This window comes from Lentzea sp. NPDC036955 (genome assembly GCF_055608005.1).
In genome coordinates this window covers 436,828-452,199 of sequence record NZ_JBVJRC010000003.1, presented here as the reverse complement: position 1 = coordinate 452,199, position 15,372 = coordinate 436,828, and the positions used below count along the sequence as shown (strand labels likewise).

Below are 15,372 nucleotides of genomic sequence, written 5' to 3'. Positions count from 1 at the left end.
ACCCCGCCGGCCGGGTGACTCACGTCTTTCTTCCAGGTGACCTGTCACGCGGAGTGCCTGCCCCGAACGGGTCATCGCCGGCCCACGCCTCGACCAGCACGCGCTCTGCCCCCGGCACCAGCCCGTTGATCAGCTCGGGCTCGTCGAGCACCGTCCACGCCGTCGGCGGCTCGCACGCCACCCGCGGTGTCGGGAACCCGTCACCCAGCCCGCGCACGAACGTCCGCACCGCTCGCGCGAGCGCCGCGGACACGTTGTGCGTGGTCTTCTCGGCGCTGGGCTCGGTGATGACCACGGCCCAGCAGTTCGGTTCCTCGTCCGAGCAGTCCCTGGCGTCCAGGACCCGCGCGCCGGTACGGCTGCTGAGCGCGTCGCACGCGCCCCGCGCCTGGTGCTCGTCCGCCGCCTCGACCACCACGGTGATCAGCAGCACGAGGTCGTCATCGCTCATCTCGGGCGTGATTGTCCCCCAGCGCGGACGGAGTCCCGGTACCGGGCCGCTTGCGCCGTACGGATGATTGTGGCCCCCTGCGCGCGCATCGTTAGCGTGGAAGACCCACTTCATAGGCCGATGGGGTGAGAACTTCCGCCGGGACGAACGGCGGCGGGCTCACCGTGCCGGAGCACGACGAGCCCGTCGCCGGTTCCTCAGACCGCGTAGAACGCGCTGATCGTGATGTGGCCGCCCGAGCACACCGGTCCGAACGTCCACGGCACGCTCAGCGGCGCCGTCTCGTTCGGCGGGATGGCCGCGACCTTCGACGGCTCCGGCTGGCACGCGCCCTGCACCGGCTCGGAGCCGGCGGGCACGACACCCCAGTGCAGGTTCGCGGCGGCCTTGGCACCCGGCGCGAGGTTCAGCGGCTTGGGGCCGGGATCGGCCATGCGCTCCAGCTTCGTCGGCACCGCTCCGGCGCCGTTCTCCAGCTGGAAGCCGCTGTAGCCGTTCAGCGTGCACGGCTGGGAGCCGGTGTTCGTGACGACGAACTTGCCGTACCGGTTGCCCGCGCCCGCGTCGGTGGGTTCCACCGCGCCCTTGAGCACGGTGGCGTTGCAGCGGTTCGAGACCTCGCCGCCCGCGTTGCCGGCCGCCGTGGACGGTGTGGCCGATGAGTTCGAAGAGCTCGAAGAGCTCGACGTGGACGGAGCCGCGGTCGGCAGCGTGCCCGATCCGACCTCCGCGCTTCTGTCGCCGCAGGCCGTCACGGAAGCGAGCACCAGCAGGCTGCAAGCGATCAACCGTCGGGTCATGGGTGCACCTCCTACCAGTGAGGATGTGCCCATTCACCAACTAGCTCACACAACCTGCCGGAAATTCACCGGATCTGGTGGACGTCCCACCCGTCGGGCAGCTCGGCGAGCCCCTCCACGGCGGCGGTCCACAGGTACGTCCAGGCGATCCGGCCGTCGGGCAGCACGACCCGCACCCGCCGGTAGTCCGCGCCCTCGTACTCGTCGAGCTGCGGCAGCGCCACCTCGGGCGACCGCAGCCGCAGCACGAAGCCGGGCACGCCCAGGCCGGCGCCGGGCCGCAGGGCCGGGTAGCCCAAGCCGGTGTCGAGCAACCTGCCGGGCAGGTGGGTCTCCTCGGAGTCCACGACGTGCGGCTCCATCAGGTGCCAAGCGCTTGCGCCCGGCTGGAGCGTGCCGTAGGCGAAGAGCAGCTCCGGCCAGTCGTCCGCCGACGGGTCGCCCTGCACCTCGGTCACGTCCAGGCCGTCAGTCGGCGCAGGACGGCCGCCGAGGTGGAGTGCGTGCCGCTGCGAGAGGTTCGAGCACGGGACCATGCGCCCGTTGACGAGGATCGGCATGCGCTTCTTCGAACCGGCCGTGTAGGCCAGAACGCTGTCGACGACACCGCCGTTGTAGAGCACCACACGGCCCGTGTGCAGGCGTACGAGGCGATAACGCAGACCGCGGCCCTCGCAGCGGTCCAGCACGCGCAGCTGCTCGGGCGTGGCGAACCAGACCGAGTGCTCCTCGACGACGCCGGGAGCCGCTGCCAGGGTGGCCGGGCGCTGGCCATCGCGCGCACGCGTGCCATCGGCCCACACCGCGGAGATGCCCTCGCAACGCGCGCGCAGCACGACCGCGGGGCCTTCGAGACCCAGTTCCTCGCGGAGCCAGGTGACCTTGCTGGGGTTCGCGTTGGAGCCGTAGCCGAGCACCGGCATCCGGGCCGCGAGGGGCGGTTCACCTCGGCTGATGAGCCATTGGTCCAGATCGATGTCATCCGGCTCGACCCGCCATCCCGACTCCATCGTGAGGTCCGGTCGCACTGGCCAGCCCGTTTCGTCGACGTGGACGAAACAGTGGTCTGGACGAGTGCCCGGATAGGGCTCCGCCGGATGGCTTTCGTCGGTGAACGGTTGGGCCATTGGTCCATTGTGCCAAGGATTCGCTCGGTTTGCCGCCCCCAGATCGTGACCTATCCGATCTCTACTGCCGACAGAGGGCGGTTAAGTGAGAACGTTCACTGCGCAAACGGGTGACTGACCCGATGTCTGTGGCGAGATGTTCCGGTGAAGCTCAGGAGGCGTCATAGCTTTCCTGCGCTTCGGCCACCTCGGCGCTGTTCGCGGAGATCCACGAGGCGAGCGCCACGAGGTGGACGGCCGCGCCCTTGCCGAGCGGCGTGAGGGTGTACTCGACGTGCGGCGGGATCACCGGGTGGACCTCGCGGTGCACGAACCCGTCGCGCTCCAGCGTCCGCAGCGTCTGGGTGAGCATCTTCTCGCTCACGACCTCCAGCTCGCGGCGCAGGTCGCTGAAGCGCCAGGACGCCCCGTCGAACAGCGCCTGCAGCACGAGCACGCCCCACTTGCTTGTGACGTGCTCCATGACCGCCCGCTCGGGACAGATCGTGACCTGCATGCTCACCTCCGGGTAAGTACCCCACTCAGAAGTAGGTACTTTCCACAGGTTAGCGCTAACCATAACGTCGACGCCATGACGATCCTCATCACCGGCGCGACCGGTCAGCTCGGCGGCGGCGTCGTCCGCCACCTCCTCGCCCGCACCGACGAGCAGCTCGTCGTGTCCGTGCGCGACCCGAAGAAGTTCGACGTCCCCGGCGTCGAGGTCCGCCAGGGCGACTTCGACCGCCCCGAGACCCTCGACTTCCGCGGCGCCGACCGGCTGCTCATCGTCTCGGCCGACGCGCACGACTCGGACGTGCGCATCCAGCAGCACGCCAACGCCGTCGCCAAGGCCGTCGAGCACGGCGTGGGCCACGTCTTCTACACGAGCATCACCGACGCCGACACCTCCACCGTGGGCGCGGCCGTCGTGCACAGGGCCACCGAGGAGATCATCCGCGACTCCGGCCTGACCTGGACGTTCCTGCGCAACGGCATGTACCACGAGAACTACCTCGGCCCGCTGTCCGCCGAGACCGTCGCCGTCTCCACCGGCGACGGCCGCATCGCCAGCGCCGCCCGCGACGACTACGCCCTGGGCGCTGCCGTCGCGCTGAGCACCGAGGGCCACGAGAACCAGACCTACGAGCTCACCGGCTCCACCACCTGGTCGTTCCCCGAGCTCGCCGGCGACCGGTTCCGCGACGTCAGCGACGAGGACCTGATCGCGGCCGGCGTGCCCGCGTTCGCCGTCGACTTCTTCACCGCCATCCGCAACGGCGTGTTCGCGCAGGTCCGCCCGGACCTGGAAAAGCTGATCGGCCGCCCCACCACCCCGATCGCGGTCTAGGGACGGCGCAGGAACGCGCGCCAGGCCGGGGTGCTGAAGACCAGCACCTCACCGGCCGGGTTCTTCGAGTCGCGGACGAGCGCGTCGTGGCCGAGGGACACCTCGACGCAGGCGCTGTCCTCGCTGCCGCCGCTGTGGCTGCTCTTACGCCATTCGCGGTCCTCGCTCATCGACACCCTCTCGCGGCAGGCTGATGTACTCCATCAGCTTCTGCCGCGATTGTTCCTCATCCAGGGCGACCTGCTTCAAGCGATCGAAGGTCAACCTGATCCGCGCGATGGCTCCGGGTTCCTGGACGAACACCTTCGCGAGGTCCGAGTCGTTGAACGCGACCGGCAACGCCTTCTCGAACTCCCAGAGGATCAGTCCCGTCGAGATGGCGGGTACGTCGGCAGGCACGATCCGGATCAGTCGCACGTTGAAGAGCAGGTGGAGGTACTGCTCCTCCATGACCTGGTCGTCGCCGAACCGCTGCCGCAGGGCCAGCTCGTGGATGTAGAACAGGCAGTCCGGCCGGGTCGTGCCGCCGCAGAACCGCCTGGCGATGACCCCGGATCTGCACGAGGGCCGGGATTCGCTCCTCCACGACGAGTCCGGAGTGCCGGTAGAGACCATCCGCGTACCTGTCGGTCTGCAGGAGACCGGTGATGGTCAGCACGTCGTAGGCGGTGATCGTCGTCGCGCTCGCCTCAGCGATGGCGACCGTGCGGAGGTTCTCCGGCACCAGCACGATGTAGTCGTCGAACGCGCGTCGGTAACGCTGCTTGAAGTCCTCGAAGAACGGCAGGTCCTTGCCGCACATCATCAGGAACTGGATGAGGTCGACCTCGCTGGGCCGCACCTTGCCGTTCTCGATGTTGGACACCTTGCTCGGGTCCCAGCCGAGTCGGACGGCGAGGGCGCGGCAGGTGAGGTTCGTGGTGGACTCGCGCAGCTTCTTCAGCTCGTCGCCGAGGTCCCGGCTGTACGCGGTGGACGGGGTGGTGGGCGCCATGACCATGGACGCTATGACTAGGACTTGTTCCACGGTACGGACTCATCCGGGTGAAAACGGTCTACGTGAACTCGGGGTGCGCCTCCGGGTGCGAGTCCCACCACTTGCGGTACTCCGGGTTGCGGTCCAGCACCGAGCGGTAGGCGTCGGCGGCGCACGCGAACACCTCGTGCGCCCGTCCCGCCACCGGTGAGTCCCGGCGGGTCGCCACGAAGATGTCGACCATCAGCGGCACGCCGCGCAACCGCCGGATGACGATGCCGTCACCGGTGCGCGACGGGGCCGCCGCGAACGAGACGGCGCCGCTGGCGACCAAGCCCCGGGCCATGCCCGCGTCGCCGGTGTGGTGCGTCAGCCGGGGCACGAACCCGGCGTCCGCGCAGGCCTGGAACATCTGCATCCGGTTGCCCTGCTGCTGGGCCGGCGGGGTGACCCAGTCGCGGTCGGCGAGCTGGGCCAGGTCGATCTCGTCCTGCTGCGCCAGCGGGTCGTGCTCGGAGACCGCGACGAACGCCGGTTCGGCCACGAGCCTGCGCAGCTCGATGCCCGCCAGGTCGCGGGAGGGCATGCCGTCGAAGAACTCGAACAGCGCCACGTGGATCTGGCCCGCCTCCAGCATGTCCACGACCTCCGCCGACGAGATGCGGGCCTCGGCGCGCACGTCGGCGTTGAGCTGGCGCAGGTTCTCCACGAGCTTCGCGAAGTACAGGAACGAGACGCTGCCGAAGAACAGCGGACCCCGGCGGTCGGCCTCCCTGGTGGTGCTCATCAGCTGCGCCATCTCGTCGAGCACCAGCCTGGCCGTGCCCAGCACGCGCCGGCCCAGGTCGGTGGGCACGCAGCCGTTGCGGGTGCGGTCGAACAGCTGACCTCCCACGAGCCGTTCGACGGTCCGCAGCTGGGCGGACAGCGCGGGCTGGGTCAGACCCAGCCGCGTGGCCGCCCTGGTGACGCTGCCCTCCTCGGCGATCGTGCGGACCGCTCGGAGGTGGCGGAGCTCCAACTCGGGCATAAAGACCTTGTATCCCGGTTCTGTATGAGCCGCCACCCTTCTAACGGGTCATAGTGGTTGCGCGATCTTCCGGCCCGGTGCTTGCGGCAGCACCGGGTCCGGCGCGGGAGGGTGCGCACCCCTTCGGTTCGACGCTGCTGCCGGGCACCCTGCAAGGCGCGGCAGCAGCGTCGGGCCCTCGCGGTCCCTTGCAGGGGAGCGCACAGCCGGTCCCTGGAACCGGGACCGGCTGTGACGGCTCGTGGTGTCAGGAAGAGGGGATGACGACGGCAGCGCCGGTCACCGACACCCGGCGGTCGGCGCGCGTGGCGTCGACCTCCAGCCGGGACGGGCGGCCCATGTCCTCGCCCTGGCTGATGACGAACCGCTGCGGCCCTTCGAGGTCGCGCAGGTAGCCGCCGAACGCCGCGGCGGCCGCGCCCGTGGCCGCGTCCTCCACGACACCGCCCACCGGGAACGGGTCGCGCGCGTGGACCAGCTCCGGCGACTCGCGCCAGAACAGGTGCACGGTCGTGAGGTCGTGGTCGAGCATCAGGTCGCGCAACGCGTCGAAGTCGTAGTCGAGGTCCGCGAGCTGCTCGCGGCTGCGCACCGGGACCAGCAGGTGCCGCGCACCGCCGAAGCCGACGTGCACCGGACCGTCGCCGACCTCGCGGTACCGCAACGCCTTCAACGCCCGTGCGACGAGCTCGGGGTCCGCCTCCTCGGTGCTGGTCGGCACGCTCGTGAGCGTCGCCGTGCCGTTCGCCGTCTCGACGGTCACGTCGCCGGCGAGCGTGTGGAACGTCAGCGGCCCGTCCCCGATCCGCTCGGCCAGCGCGACGGACGTGGCGATGGTGGCGTGCCCGCAGAACGGCACCTCGGCCCGCGGGCTGAAGTACCGGACGACGAACTCGCGGTCCTCCGCGCCCGGGAACAGGAACGCGGTCTCCGAGTAGCCCACCTTCGCTGCGACGGCGAGCATCTCGTCGTCGGTCAGTTCGGTCGCGTCGAGCACGACACCGGCCGGGTTGCCGCCCGCCGGATCGGTCGTGAACGCGCTGTACCGCAGTACCCCCGTGTCGCTCATACCCCGGTCCAACGCGTAGCCGTGCTGAAGTCTTCCGAACACGTACCGGCTGGTGAAGTAGGTCAGCCCGGCCTTCTCCAGCACCCGGCCGGAGGCGGTGTTCTCGGCCTGGTGAGCGGCGACCACCCGGTCCTTGACCGCCAGCGCCTTGTCCCGCAGCAGCGCGGCGACCTCGGTGGCGACGCCGCGGCCCCAGTGCTCGGGCGCCACCCAGTAGCCGATCTCGATCTCACCCGGCGCGTCGAGCATCTGCGCCAGCCCGACGACCTCGCCGTCCTCGACGACCGCGTGCAGGCCGAAGCCGTGCTCCTCCCAGTGCCGCAACGCCTGCTCGTGCCGCTGCGCCACGTACTCCGGCGACCACGGCCGGCCGTTGCCGACGTACTCGGTCATCCGCGGGTCGGCACCCCACCGCAGCATGTGCTCGAAGTGCTCGTCCCGCCACCGCACGAGTTCCATGCCGACCATGGTGCCCCACCCGCCGGACCGGTCAGGGCAGTTGCGGCAGCAGCCCCTCGCAGCTGCGGACGACGACCTGCGCGGCCCGGCGCTGGTCGTTCGGCGCGTGCACGTCGGCGGCCCGCGCCTGCCACCGCACCAGCGCGTCGAGCAACGCCTCGCGCTGCTCGCGCGGGTCGGCGTCGTAGTCGAAGCCCAAGCGCGCCAACGAGTTGGTGCCCTCGGCGCCGACCAGCCGCATGGCCTCGGCCTGCACCTCGGCCGGCAGCCTCGTGCGCCCGGACTGCAGTGCCGCGACCAGCCGCAGCTCGCGGAAGTCGTGGGCGGAGGCCACCACGCGTTCGAGGTCGGCCATCAGCTTGCGGGCGGCCGGCCGCGGTTCCACCCGGAACAGCACGTCCAGCGCCAGCAACGCCGAGCGGGCCTTGAGGATCTCCCTGCGTTCGGTGAAGTGCACGGCGATCGAGTCGCGCAGCTCGCCCAGGCCGCTGCGCTGCACGAGCTGGCCGGTGAGCTTCACCTGCGTGTCGAAGCCCTGCCGGATGAGCGCGGTGACCAGCCGGACCCCGAAGATGCCGAACCGGCCCAGCAACGCCTGGCGCACAGCGGGTTCCATCGGCACCGGGAACACCTCGCCGACGAACCGGTCCGCCGACAGGAGGTGGTCCTCCAGCTCCTCGCGGCCCAGCGCCGACAACGCCCGCAGCGCCGCGAACTCGTCCTCCCGCAACGTCCTGCCCGCCACCGCGAGCAGCCCGGCGACCGAGACCACGTTCTGGCACAACGGTTGTACCGCGACGTCCCTGCGGTAGCGGCGGGCGATCTGCTTGGCCGACGACAGCGCGTCGATCCGCCCCGCGCCGATCTCGTCGGCCCGCGCGAGCACCGCGACCGTGTGCACGGCGGCGGTGCGGGCGATCGGGTGGTCGTTGGCGGCCTGAAGGAACTTCAGGTCGTCGTCCTGCACGTGCCGCATCAGGTACAGCAACGCGTCGGCGTCGCCGAGCACCTGCTCCGGGGCCGCCGACGCCGGCGTGTCGATCAGGACCACGTCCCGCAGCGACCGCGAGGGCCACTCCACGACGACCCGGTCCGGCCGGTCGAACTGGCCGACCTCCACGTGCCGGCGGTGGTTGCGCCCGGTCACCGCGACCTCGTGCGGACGGCCGGGCCCGGCGAACACGTGCGCCCGCGCCTGCGCCCCGCCGCGGTACCAGACGAACGAGTCCAGCGGCGCGAACTCGTCGCCGACCAGCGCGTTGACGACGGTGGACTTGCCGATCCCCGGCCGGCCGGCCACCGCGATCCGCACCGGTTCGGTGTAGCGCTCGACCTGCGAGCGCAGCCAGCCGGTGGCGCGCGGGCTGTCGCGGTAGACGGCGGAGGCCTCCTGCAGCATCGACCAGACGACGCGGTCCAGGGTCACGCCGACAGCTCCATGACCGGTCCGCCCAGCGCCTGGACCCGCTTGTAGAGGCTGACGAGCTTGTCGAGCTCCTTGCGGCCCTCGCGCAACCGCCGCTCCCGTTCGGTCTGGTCGTCCTGGATGGCGCGCTTGGCGCTGCGGGCCGACTCCAGCAACGTCTCCTGGAGCTCCTCGGCCAGGGTGCTGAAGTGGGTGCGCAGCGCACGCTGGATGTGCCGGCCGGAGTCGCGGACGTCCTTGGAGAACTTGACGAAGAAGTCGTCGACGTGGCGCTGCGCCGCGGCCTTCGCGGCGGCCTGGCGGCGCTTGAGCCGGGCGTCGCTCTCGTCGAGGATCGACTTGCCGCCGAACAGCGCACCGGCGCCGAGCGAGACCACGTTGATCAGCGGCATCCCGGCCAGTGAGGTGACCAGACCGAACATCAGCAGGCCGCCGTAGGAGCCGCGCAGACCGGTGAAGAGCTTCTGCGACACCGAGAACGGCTCGATCTTCGGCTTCTCCAGCCGGCTGACCGGCTCCAGCAGGTCGTCGGGCAGCACCGAACCGGGGAGCAGGTCCTCGCGGTAGACGGGGAAGTTCTTCGCGACCTTCGCTGCCACCCACTCCGCGCGTTCCATCAGCCAGGCGAAGTTCGTGGTGGCGGCCTCGTTGAGGTTGTCCTCCAGCCACTGCTCGAACTTGTCCCAGCCGATCGCGGGGTCGGCCTCGTCGTAGGTCTTGTCGACCTCGCGCAGGATTCGGCGGGTGCGGTCGCGCAGGTCGTACTCGACGTCGGAGATCAGGTCGGCCATCTCGTCGTTGAGCACGTTCTGCCAGCGCGCCGACCGGCGGCGCAGCTCGTCGACCCGGCGCTGCGCCTCCTGCAGCGTCGCGACCGTGTCCGCGGTGCGCGCCGAGTCGTGCGCCGTCAGCTCTTCGCGCAGCGGCGTGACCAGCTGCGTCAGCGCGGAGGACGCGACCACGGCGACGGCGCGGCGGGCCAGCAGGTCGGCGGAGGCGACGATGTCGCGCTGCACGCACGCCAGCAGGTCGGGGAAGCCGGACTCGGCGTTCAACCCCTGGTCACCGGTCTTCGCCGCGCGCAGCCGCAGCGCGGACGACACCGGGATGAGCTTCGCCGGGACGCCGGCGCGTTGCAGCAGCGCCCTGTTGCGCTCCACGACGGCCCGCCAGCTCGGCACCAGGTCGATCTTCGTGACGACCACCGTGACGTTCGGGCAGGCCTGCATGACCTTCTTGAGCAGCGTCATCTCGGCGCCGGTCAGCTCACCGGTCGCGTCGGACACCATCAGCACCGCGTCGGCCTGCACCAGCGTCGCGAACGTGCTGGCGGTGTGCGCTGATCGGGTGTCACCCACTCCGGGGGTGTCGATGAGGACGAGGCCGTTGTCGAGCAGCGCCCGCGGGATGCCGACCTCGGCCCGCACGACCTCGCGCGCCTGCGGCGTCGACACCTGCTTGGTGACCTGCTCGATCGGCACGGCGATGCGCTCGGTCGGCGCGTGGAAGATCGAGCCGCCGGCGGAGGCGTTGCGGACCAGCGCGGCCGAGGGCGTCTCGGCGTGCTGCACGTAGGTCGGCACGGTGGTCGTGATGTCGTCGCCCACCGCGCAGACGGGGGCGTTGATCAGCGCGTTGACGAGCTGGCTCTTGCCCTGCTTGGACTCGCCGACCACCAGGACGCGCAGCCTGGGGTCCAGCTGCTGGGCCCGCTTCTCGCGCAGCCGGGCCTCCAGGTCGGGCCGCCGGTGCGTGACGCAGGCGCCGATCGTCTCGTCCAGCACGTCGAGCCAAGGCGGTGCCATCACGTGACGCATAGTGCCGTGTTCACCCCCCTGGGTGAAAGCCTGGAGTGCACAACCGGGTGCCGACCGGTGAGATGCGGCCGGTCGGCGCAGCCGGGTGACGTTGCTCACCGGCCGTCCGCCGGGACCGGAGAAGCAGAACCGGCCCTGTCCGCGGGGGACAGGGCCGGTTCCTCGTGCGGGAGGGGGAGAAGCTCAGCCGAGCAGGCCGTCGAGGCCGAGGTCGCCGACGACCGGCACGCCGTGGGTGACGTGGCCGACGGTGTCGGTGACGCCGCCGAGCACGTTGCCGACGCCCGCGGTGTCACCGGCCAGGCCGGTCGCGCTGTGCGCGACACCGGTGGCGGTGCCGACGACGCTGCCCGCGACGCCCTGCGCGGAGACGACGGTCTCGGTCGAGTGGACGTTCAGCGCGCCGTGCGACAGGTCGTCGAGGCCGGACACGCCGAGCACGTTGCCGAGGCCCGCGTCGCCGCCGCCGACGGTGCCGAGCAGGCCGTCGGCCAAGCCGGTCACGCCGCCCAGGTGGCCCACCACCGAGTCGGTGCCGGGGACGACCGAGGAGACGGTGTCCAGCGCGGCCGAGTCGATCGTCGAGACGCCGGTGTCGGCCACGTCGAGGACGGAGCCGGTGAGCGGGGAGGTGGTCTGGTCGAGCACGCTCGCCACGTCGCCGACGGCGGAGAAGTCGCCGTCCAGGCCGATGTTGGTCGAGGTGTACTCACCCAGCGTCCGGTTGGCGGCGATGATGTTGAGACCGTTGCCGTCCGCGGCCAGCACGCCGGCCGACGAGGTGTGGATGTCGCTGAGGGACAGGCCCGACGAGGTCAGCTGAGACGCGACGGCCTGCAGCTGGCTGATGGCGCCGAGCGGACCGTCCGCGAGCAGCTCGTCGGCCGGCAGGTCCAGGTCCACGCCGTCGACAGCGGGCAGGCCGTCGACGTCCGGGACCAGGTCGAGGACCAGCGGGATGACCTCCTGGACGTCCACGGCGGTGATGTCGGCCAGGCCGGCCTGCTCCAGGCAGCCCTGGGCGTCCGCCGCGAACGCGGCCTTCAGCGCCGGGTCGCTGAGCAGGTTGAGCACGAAGTCGTGGAGCGTGCCGGGCGACGACATCATCGAAGGATCTCCTGGTGGAAGCACGGGTCGGGGTCTGGCGGCTGGCTGTCGCAGAACGTAGGAGAACCGGCCCGTCTCGAACATCGGGGATAACTCCCAGTGAATCCCCGTTCCCCGATGGGGTGACGCTCGTTGACCCCCTAAGGGGTTAGGGGCATCGCTTGAGCGTGCTTCCTTCACCCGTGTAGGTACTGATCGCTGCTGCGAACAGGTGAGGAAGAGACGTGTCGTACGTACTCGGAGTCGATGTGGGCACCACCCGCACCACGGCTGCCGCGTGCCGTCTCGAGGGCGGCCGGGACGCCGAGATCGCCCTGGTCGTGCCCTCGTTGCTGCAGCTCACGGACGCCGGGACGTTCTCGGTCGGCGACGTCGACCCCGGCGGCTGGCTCGCCTCCGGGTTCGCCCGCCGGATCGGTGACGCGGTGCCGTTCTCGCTGGGTCCCGAGGTGGTCCCGGCCGAGGAGCTGACCGCGTTGCTCGTCCTGTGGGTCGTCGGCGAGGTCGTCGCCCGACAGGGTGAACAGCCCCGGCACGTGGCCGTGACTCACCCGGCCGGGTGGGGCCCCTATCGCCGGGGGCTGCTGCACGCCGCCCTGCGGCAGGTCGGGCTGCCCGAGGTGACGCTCGTGCCGGAGCCGCTGGCAGCCGCGGAGAACCACGCCGTGCTCGCCCGCGTCCTGCCCGGCTCGACCCTGGCGGTCTTCTCGCTCGGCAGCCACGCGTTCTCCGCCTCGGTCGTGCGGCGCACCCCGGACAGGACGTTCGAGCTGCTCAACCACGTCGACGCCGTCGACCACCCGGCCGGCGCCGACTTCGACGACGTGCTGGCGGCGCTGGTGCGCGGCCGGCTCGGCAAGGACGCGTTCGTGTCGGCCGCGGAGTGCGAGGCGGCGAAGCGGGCGTTCGGGCCCGCGGTCGTGGTGGCCGGCGCCGAGGTGACCCGCGACGAGTTCGCCGAGGAGCTGCGGCCCGCGGTGGACCAGCTGGTCAGCACGTTCGTGCGCGCGGTCGGCGCGGACCGGCCGGAAGCGGTGCTGATGGTCGGTGGGGCGGTGCGGACACCGGTGATCGGTGACGCGCTGTCCGCGACGGTCGACTGCCGGGTCCTCGCCGAGGCCGCCCCCGAGCACTCGGTCGCGAAGGGCGCCGCCGTCGCCGCGCGGCTCGTGGTCGTCGGCCCCGAGGCCGAGCCGGAGCCGAGCGACACGTCCGTGCTCGTGCACACCCGCGAGGCGTCCCTGCGGTTCCCGGTCGGCGAGGTCCAGAAGCCCGACGACGAGGAGTTCACCGCACCGCCGCCGCGCCCGCCCGTGGACGTCCCGCCGCTGGAGCTGCCGCCGCCGCGGTCCAAGCGCGTGACGCGGGTGCTGAAGCCGACCGGTCGCCGGTCCGGCTCCCGTTCCGACTGACTTCCCCCCACAGAAGAGGATGGCCGTTGAGCGTGACCACGCGAGCCCGACTGGTGCTGGACGACTCCACCAGGGGTGTCCTCGACCGGATCAACGACGCCGCGCCGGGCACAAGCCTGCGCGTGGTCGTCGCGGCGCCCGGAGGTCACGGCAAGACAGCGTTCCTCGGTGAGATCGGCAACCCCGCGGTCCGCGTGGTCGACGACGCCCACCTGCTGGACGACGCCGCGTTGCGCGCGCTGGCCGCGGAACCGTTGCTGGTGCTGGCTTACCGGCCGTGGCCGCGCCGTGCCGTGCTGGCCGAGCTGACCCGTGGCGCAGTCGTGGTGCCGTTGGCGCCGTTCTCGAAGGACCAGGTCCGCGAGCTCCTGCACGCCCCGCGGCCGGTGGTCGACTTCGTCCACGCCCAGACCGGCGGCGTGCCCGCGTACGTCGAACGGCTCGGTGCCGCCTCCGAGGTCACCGCCGAGGTGCTGTCGGCGTTCCGCGGCGACCTCGACTGGCTCGACCCGGATCTGCAGAAGTTCCTGCTGGCCGCGGAAGCCGGTGCCGCCCAGCGCCTCGACCTGCTGTCGGCGTTGCTGGACAAGGACTTCGACGAGGTCAGCGACATCATCGAGGCCGCACGCGCCACCGGCCTGCTCGCCGAGGACGGCACCCTGCTGCCGCTGGCGCAGCGCGCGGTCGGCGCCCTGACCCGCACCGAACGCCGCATCGCCGTCCGCCAGCGCCTCGCCCAGCTGCAGCTCGACCGCGGTGGCCCGGTCCTCGACCTGGTCCGCCCGCTGGTCGACACCGGCATCGGCGGCCCGGTCTTCGCCGCGGCCGCCCGCGAGGCCCTGTCCTCCGACCCGGCACTGGCCGCACGCCTGTTCAAGGCCTCGACCGGCGGTGGCGTCGTCCCCTCCGACACGGCCGCCCAGTGGGCCACCGCCTCCGCGATGGCGGGCGACCTCGACTCCGCCCTGCGCCTGGCCGACCAGGTGATCAGCGCCCCCGACTCCCCGCACCGCCGCACCGCGGCCGAGGTGGCCGCCGTCGCGCTGGCCCACCGCGGCCAGCTGGCCCGCAGCACCGAGCTGTTCCGCTGGGCGGCCACCCCCTACGCCGCGGCGTTCGCCGGCATCGGTGCCCTCGGCACCGGCACCCCGTCCGACGACACCCCGGCCCAGCCCCCGACCCTCCTGGGTGGCGCAGCATCCCTGATGCTGCAAGGCGTCCGGCAGTCCGTCTCCGGCTCCGAGACCGCCGCACTGTCCACTTTGGTCCGCGCATCCTCCCTGCTCGAACCGGCGGGCGGCGCCGTCCTGCTCCCCGACAGCCCGGCGTCGCTGGCCGCGCTGGTCGCCCTGCACTGCGGCGAGCCGAACGTCGCCGAGTCCGTCCTCGACCGCGCCGTGGAGGCCGGCACCGGCGGCGTCCTGATGTCCGTGCGCCACCGGCTCCTGCAGGCCTGGCTGCACATGCTGCGCGGCAACCTCGCCGTGGCCCGCGAGACCCTGATGTCCGTCCGCGGCACGTTCGAGCCCCGCGACTGGATCTTCGCCGTGGCCCTGGAGGTGGGCGTGGCCCGCCGCAACAGCGACCTCGCCACCCTGCGCCGCACCTGGGAGCAGGCCTGCGAGGCCGTGCTCCGCCACCCCGTCGACCTGTTCTCCCTGCTGCCGCTGGGCGAGTTCGCCGCGGCCGCCGCCCGCCTGCGCGACCAGGACCGCCTCGCCCCGCACCTGTCCCAGGCCCTGGCACTGCTCCAGTCGCTCGGCACCCCGCCCCTGTGGTCCACGCAGCTGCGCTGGAGCCTGCTGCACGCCGCGATCATCGACGACGACCTCACCTCCGCCGAGGAACACGCGGCGGTGCTGGCGGCGTCCCGCGACCACAGCCGCTACTGCGCGATCATCTCCACCGCGGCCGAGAGCTGGCTCGACGTCGTGGCCGGCGAGGTCGACGCCGACCGCGTGGAAGAGGCCGCCCGCAGCCTGCACGCCGTCGGCCTGTGGTGGGACGCCGCGCGCCTGGCCGGTCAGGCGGCGATCCGCACCTCCGACCGCCAGGCGATGGTCCGCCTCCTCGACTGCGCCCGCCTGCTCCAGGGCCGCCCGGTGTCCGCCCGCCGCGCCGAGGCCGACGCCCCCGTCGTGGTCGAGGACGCCGGGAAGCTGAGCGAACGCGAGCGCGAGGTCGCAGGGCTGGTGCTGGAGGGGATGACGTACAAGCAGGTGGGGGACCGGTTGTTCATCTCGGCCAAGACCGTCGAGCACCACATGGCGCGGATGCGGCAGCGGCTGGGGAGCACTAGCCGCAGCGACCTGCTGGCACAGCTGCGGCACATCGTGGGTTCCTGAAAGCACCTCGCGCGAGGTCGTTC

Annotated in this window: 14 protein-coding genes and 1 pseudogene; 3 read left to right on the top strand and 12 right to left on the bottom strand. The window is 71.7% G+C overall.

Features of this window, described 5'->3' with window-relative positions:
- Window positions 1-19 precede the first annotated feature (19 nt).
- The 4 genes from ACZ7CF_RS11355 to ACZ7CF_RS11340 form a co-directional block, all read right to left on the bottom strand.
- Window positions 20-451 (bottom strand): hypothetical protein, encoded by a 432-nt coding sequence (locus ACZ7CF_RS11355; protein WP_470369516.1) that lies wholly within the window; start codon window positions 449-451, stop codon window positions 20-22.
- Between the two features lie 197 nt (window positions 452-648).
- Window positions 649-1,251 (bottom strand): DUF4232 domain-containing protein, encoded by a 603-nt coding sequence (locus tag ACZ7CF_RS11350; RefSeq protein ID WP_470369515.1) that lies wholly within the window; start codon window positions 1,249-1,251, stop codon window positions 649-651.
- Between the two features lie 65 nt (window positions 1,252-1,316).
- Window positions 1,317-2,279 (bottom strand): gamma-glutamylcyclotransferase family protein, encoded by a 963-nt coding sequence (locus tag ACZ7CF_RS11345; RefSeq protein WP_360385681.1) that lies wholly within the window; start codon window positions 2,277-2,279, stop codon window positions 1,317-1,319.
- Window positions 2,280-2,529: 250 nt separating this feature from the next.
- Window positions 2,530-2,874 (bottom strand): winged helix-turn-helix transcriptional regulator, encoded by a 345-nt coding sequence (locus tag ACZ7CF_RS11340; protein ID WP_360385683.1) that lies wholly within the window; start codon window positions 2,872-2,874, stop codon window positions 2,530-2,532.
- 75 nt (window positions 2,875-2,949) lie between these two features.
- Here ACZ7CF_RS11340 and ACZ7CF_RS11335 point away from each other — a divergent pair, with 75 nt between their 5' ends.
- Window positions 2,950-3,708, top strand: a complete 759-nt coding sequence (locus ACZ7CF_RS11335; protein WP_360385685.1) for an SDR family oxidoreductase — start codon at window positions 2,950-2,952, stop codon at window positions 3,706-3,708.
- Here the strand turns inward: ACZ7CF_RS11335 and ACZ7CF_RS11330 are convergent.
- The 8 genes and pseudogenes from ACZ7CF_RS11330 to ACZ7CF_RS11295 form a co-directional block, all read right to left on the bottom strand.
- Window positions 3,705-3,878, bottom strand: a complete 174-nt coding sequence (locus tag ACZ7CF_RS11330; RefSeq protein WP_458429507.1) for a DUF397 domain-containing protein — start codon at window positions 3,876-3,878, stop codon at window positions 3,705-3,707. The genes ACZ7CF_RS11335 and ACZ7CF_RS11330 overlap by 4 nt on opposite strands.
- Window positions 3,853-4,323: a Scr1 family TA system antitoxin-like transcriptional regulator gene (locus ACZ7CF_RS11325; protein WP_470369674.1), complete on the bottom strand. Its 471-nt coding sequence runs from the start codon at window positions 4,321-4,323 to the stop codon at window positions 3,853-3,855. Before ACZ7CF_RS11325 ends, ACZ7CF_RS11330 begins: the two co-directional genes overlap by 26 nt.
- Window positions 4,247-4,702, bottom strand: a pseudogene (locus ACZ7CF_RS11320) (helix-turn-helix domain-containing protein); the annotation flags it as partial. The gene ACZ7CF_RS11325 and the pseudogene ACZ7CF_RS11320, both read right to left, overlap by 77 nt.
- Window positions 4,703-4,763: 61 nt before the next feature.
- Complete coding sequence (locus ACZ7CF_RS11315; protein WP_360385691.1) at window positions 4,764-5,714, bottom strand: LysR family transcriptional regulator; 951 nt, start codon at window positions 5,712-5,714, stop codon at window positions 4,764-4,766.
- Window positions 5,715-5,961: 247 nt separating this feature from the next.
- Complete coding sequence (locus ACZ7CF_RS11310) at window positions 5,962-7,242, bottom strand: PhzF family phenazine biosynthesis isomerase (protein WP_470369514.1); 1,281 nt, start codon at window positions 7,240-7,242, stop codon at window positions 5,962-5,964.
- 31 nt (window positions 7,243-7,273) lie between these two features.
- Window positions 7,274-8,668 (bottom strand): hypothetical protein, encoded by a 1,395-nt coding sequence (locus ACZ7CF_RS11305; protein ID WP_470369513.1) that lies wholly within the window; start codon window positions 8,666-8,668, stop codon window positions 7,274-7,276.
- A complete protein-coding gene (locus ACZ7CF_RS11300) occupies window positions 8,665-10,473 on the bottom strand; it encodes a dynamin family protein (RefSeq protein ID WP_360386645.1) in 1,809 nt (602 codons plus the stop codon). The genes ACZ7CF_RS11305 and ACZ7CF_RS11300 overlap by 4 nt, the downstream gene beginning before the upstream one ends.
- 195 nt (window positions 10,474-10,668) lie before the next feature.
- Complete coding sequence (locus tag ACZ7CF_RS11295; RefSeq protein ID WP_360385697.1) at window positions 10,669-11,592, bottom strand: IniB N-terminal domain-containing protein; 924 nt, start codon at window positions 11,590-11,592, stop codon at window positions 10,669-10,671.
- Between the two features lie 224 nt (window positions 11,593-11,816).
- Between ACZ7CF_RS11295 and ACZ7CF_RS11290 the strand changes: the two genes are divergently transcribed.
- Together ACZ7CF_RS11290 and ACZ7CF_RS11285 are read left to right on the top strand one after the other, a co-directional pair.
- The gene (locus ACZ7CF_RS11290) at window positions 11,817-13,004 is read left to right on the top strand and encodes an Hsp70 family protein (protein ID WP_470369512.1); all 1,188 of its coding nucleotides are present in this window, start codon (window positions 11,817-11,819) and stop codon (window positions 13,002-13,004) included.
- Window positions 13,005-13,036: 32 nt separating this feature from the next.
- Entirely contained in the window at window positions 13,037-15,349 is a 2,313-nt protein-coding gene (locus tag ACZ7CF_RS11285) for a helix-turn-helix transcriptional regulator (RefSeq protein WP_470369511.1), read from the top strand.
- The last annotated feature ends 23 nt before the right edge of the window (window positions 15,350-15,372 follow it).

Excerpts from the sequence above, each read along its gene's own strand:
- ACZ7CF_RS11300 (WP_360386645.1), bottom strand. The coding sequence starts at position 10,473 with ATGGCACCGCCTTGGCTCGACGTGCTGGACGAGACGATCGGCGCCTGC.
- ACZ7CF_RS11325 (WP_470369674.1), bottom strand. The coding sequence starts at position 4,323 with ATGGTCTCTACCGGCACTCCGGACTCGTCGTGGAGGAGCGAATCCCGG.
- ACZ7CF_RS11355 (WP_470369516.1), bottom strand. The coding sequence starts at position 451 with ATGAGCGATGACGACCTCGTGCTGCTGATCACCGTGGTGGTCGAGGCG.
- ACZ7CF_RS11340 (WP_360385683.1), bottom strand. The coding sequence starts at position 2,874 with ATGCAGGTCACGATCTGTCCCGAGCGGGCGGTCATGGAGCACGTCACA.
- ACZ7CF_RS11295 (WP_360385697.1), bottom strand. The coding sequence starts at position 11,592 with ATGATGTCGTCGCCCGGCACGCTCCACGACTTCGTGCTCAACCTGCTC.
- ACZ7CF_RS11310 (WP_470369514.1), bottom strand. The coding sequence starts at position 7,242 with ATGGAACTCGTGCGGTGGCGGGACGAGCACTTCGAGCACATGCTGCGG.
- ACZ7CF_RS11335 (WP_360385685.1), top strand. The coding sequence starts at position 2,950 with ATGACGATCCTCATCACCGGCGCGACCGGTCAGCTCGGCGGCGGCGTC.
- ACZ7CF_RS11330 (WP_458429507.1), bottom strand. The coding sequence starts at position 3,878 with ATGAGCGAGGACCGCGAATGGCGTAAGAGCAGCCACAGCGGCGGCAGC.
- ACZ7CF_RS11350 (WP_470369515.1), bottom strand. The coding sequence starts at position 1,251 with ATGACCCGACGGTTGATCGCTTGCAGCCTGCTGGTGCTCGCTTCCGTG.
- ACZ7CF_RS11315 (WP_360385691.1), bottom strand. The coding sequence starts at position 5,714 with ATGCCCGAGTTGGAGCTCCGCCACCTCCGAGCGGTCCGCACGATCGCC.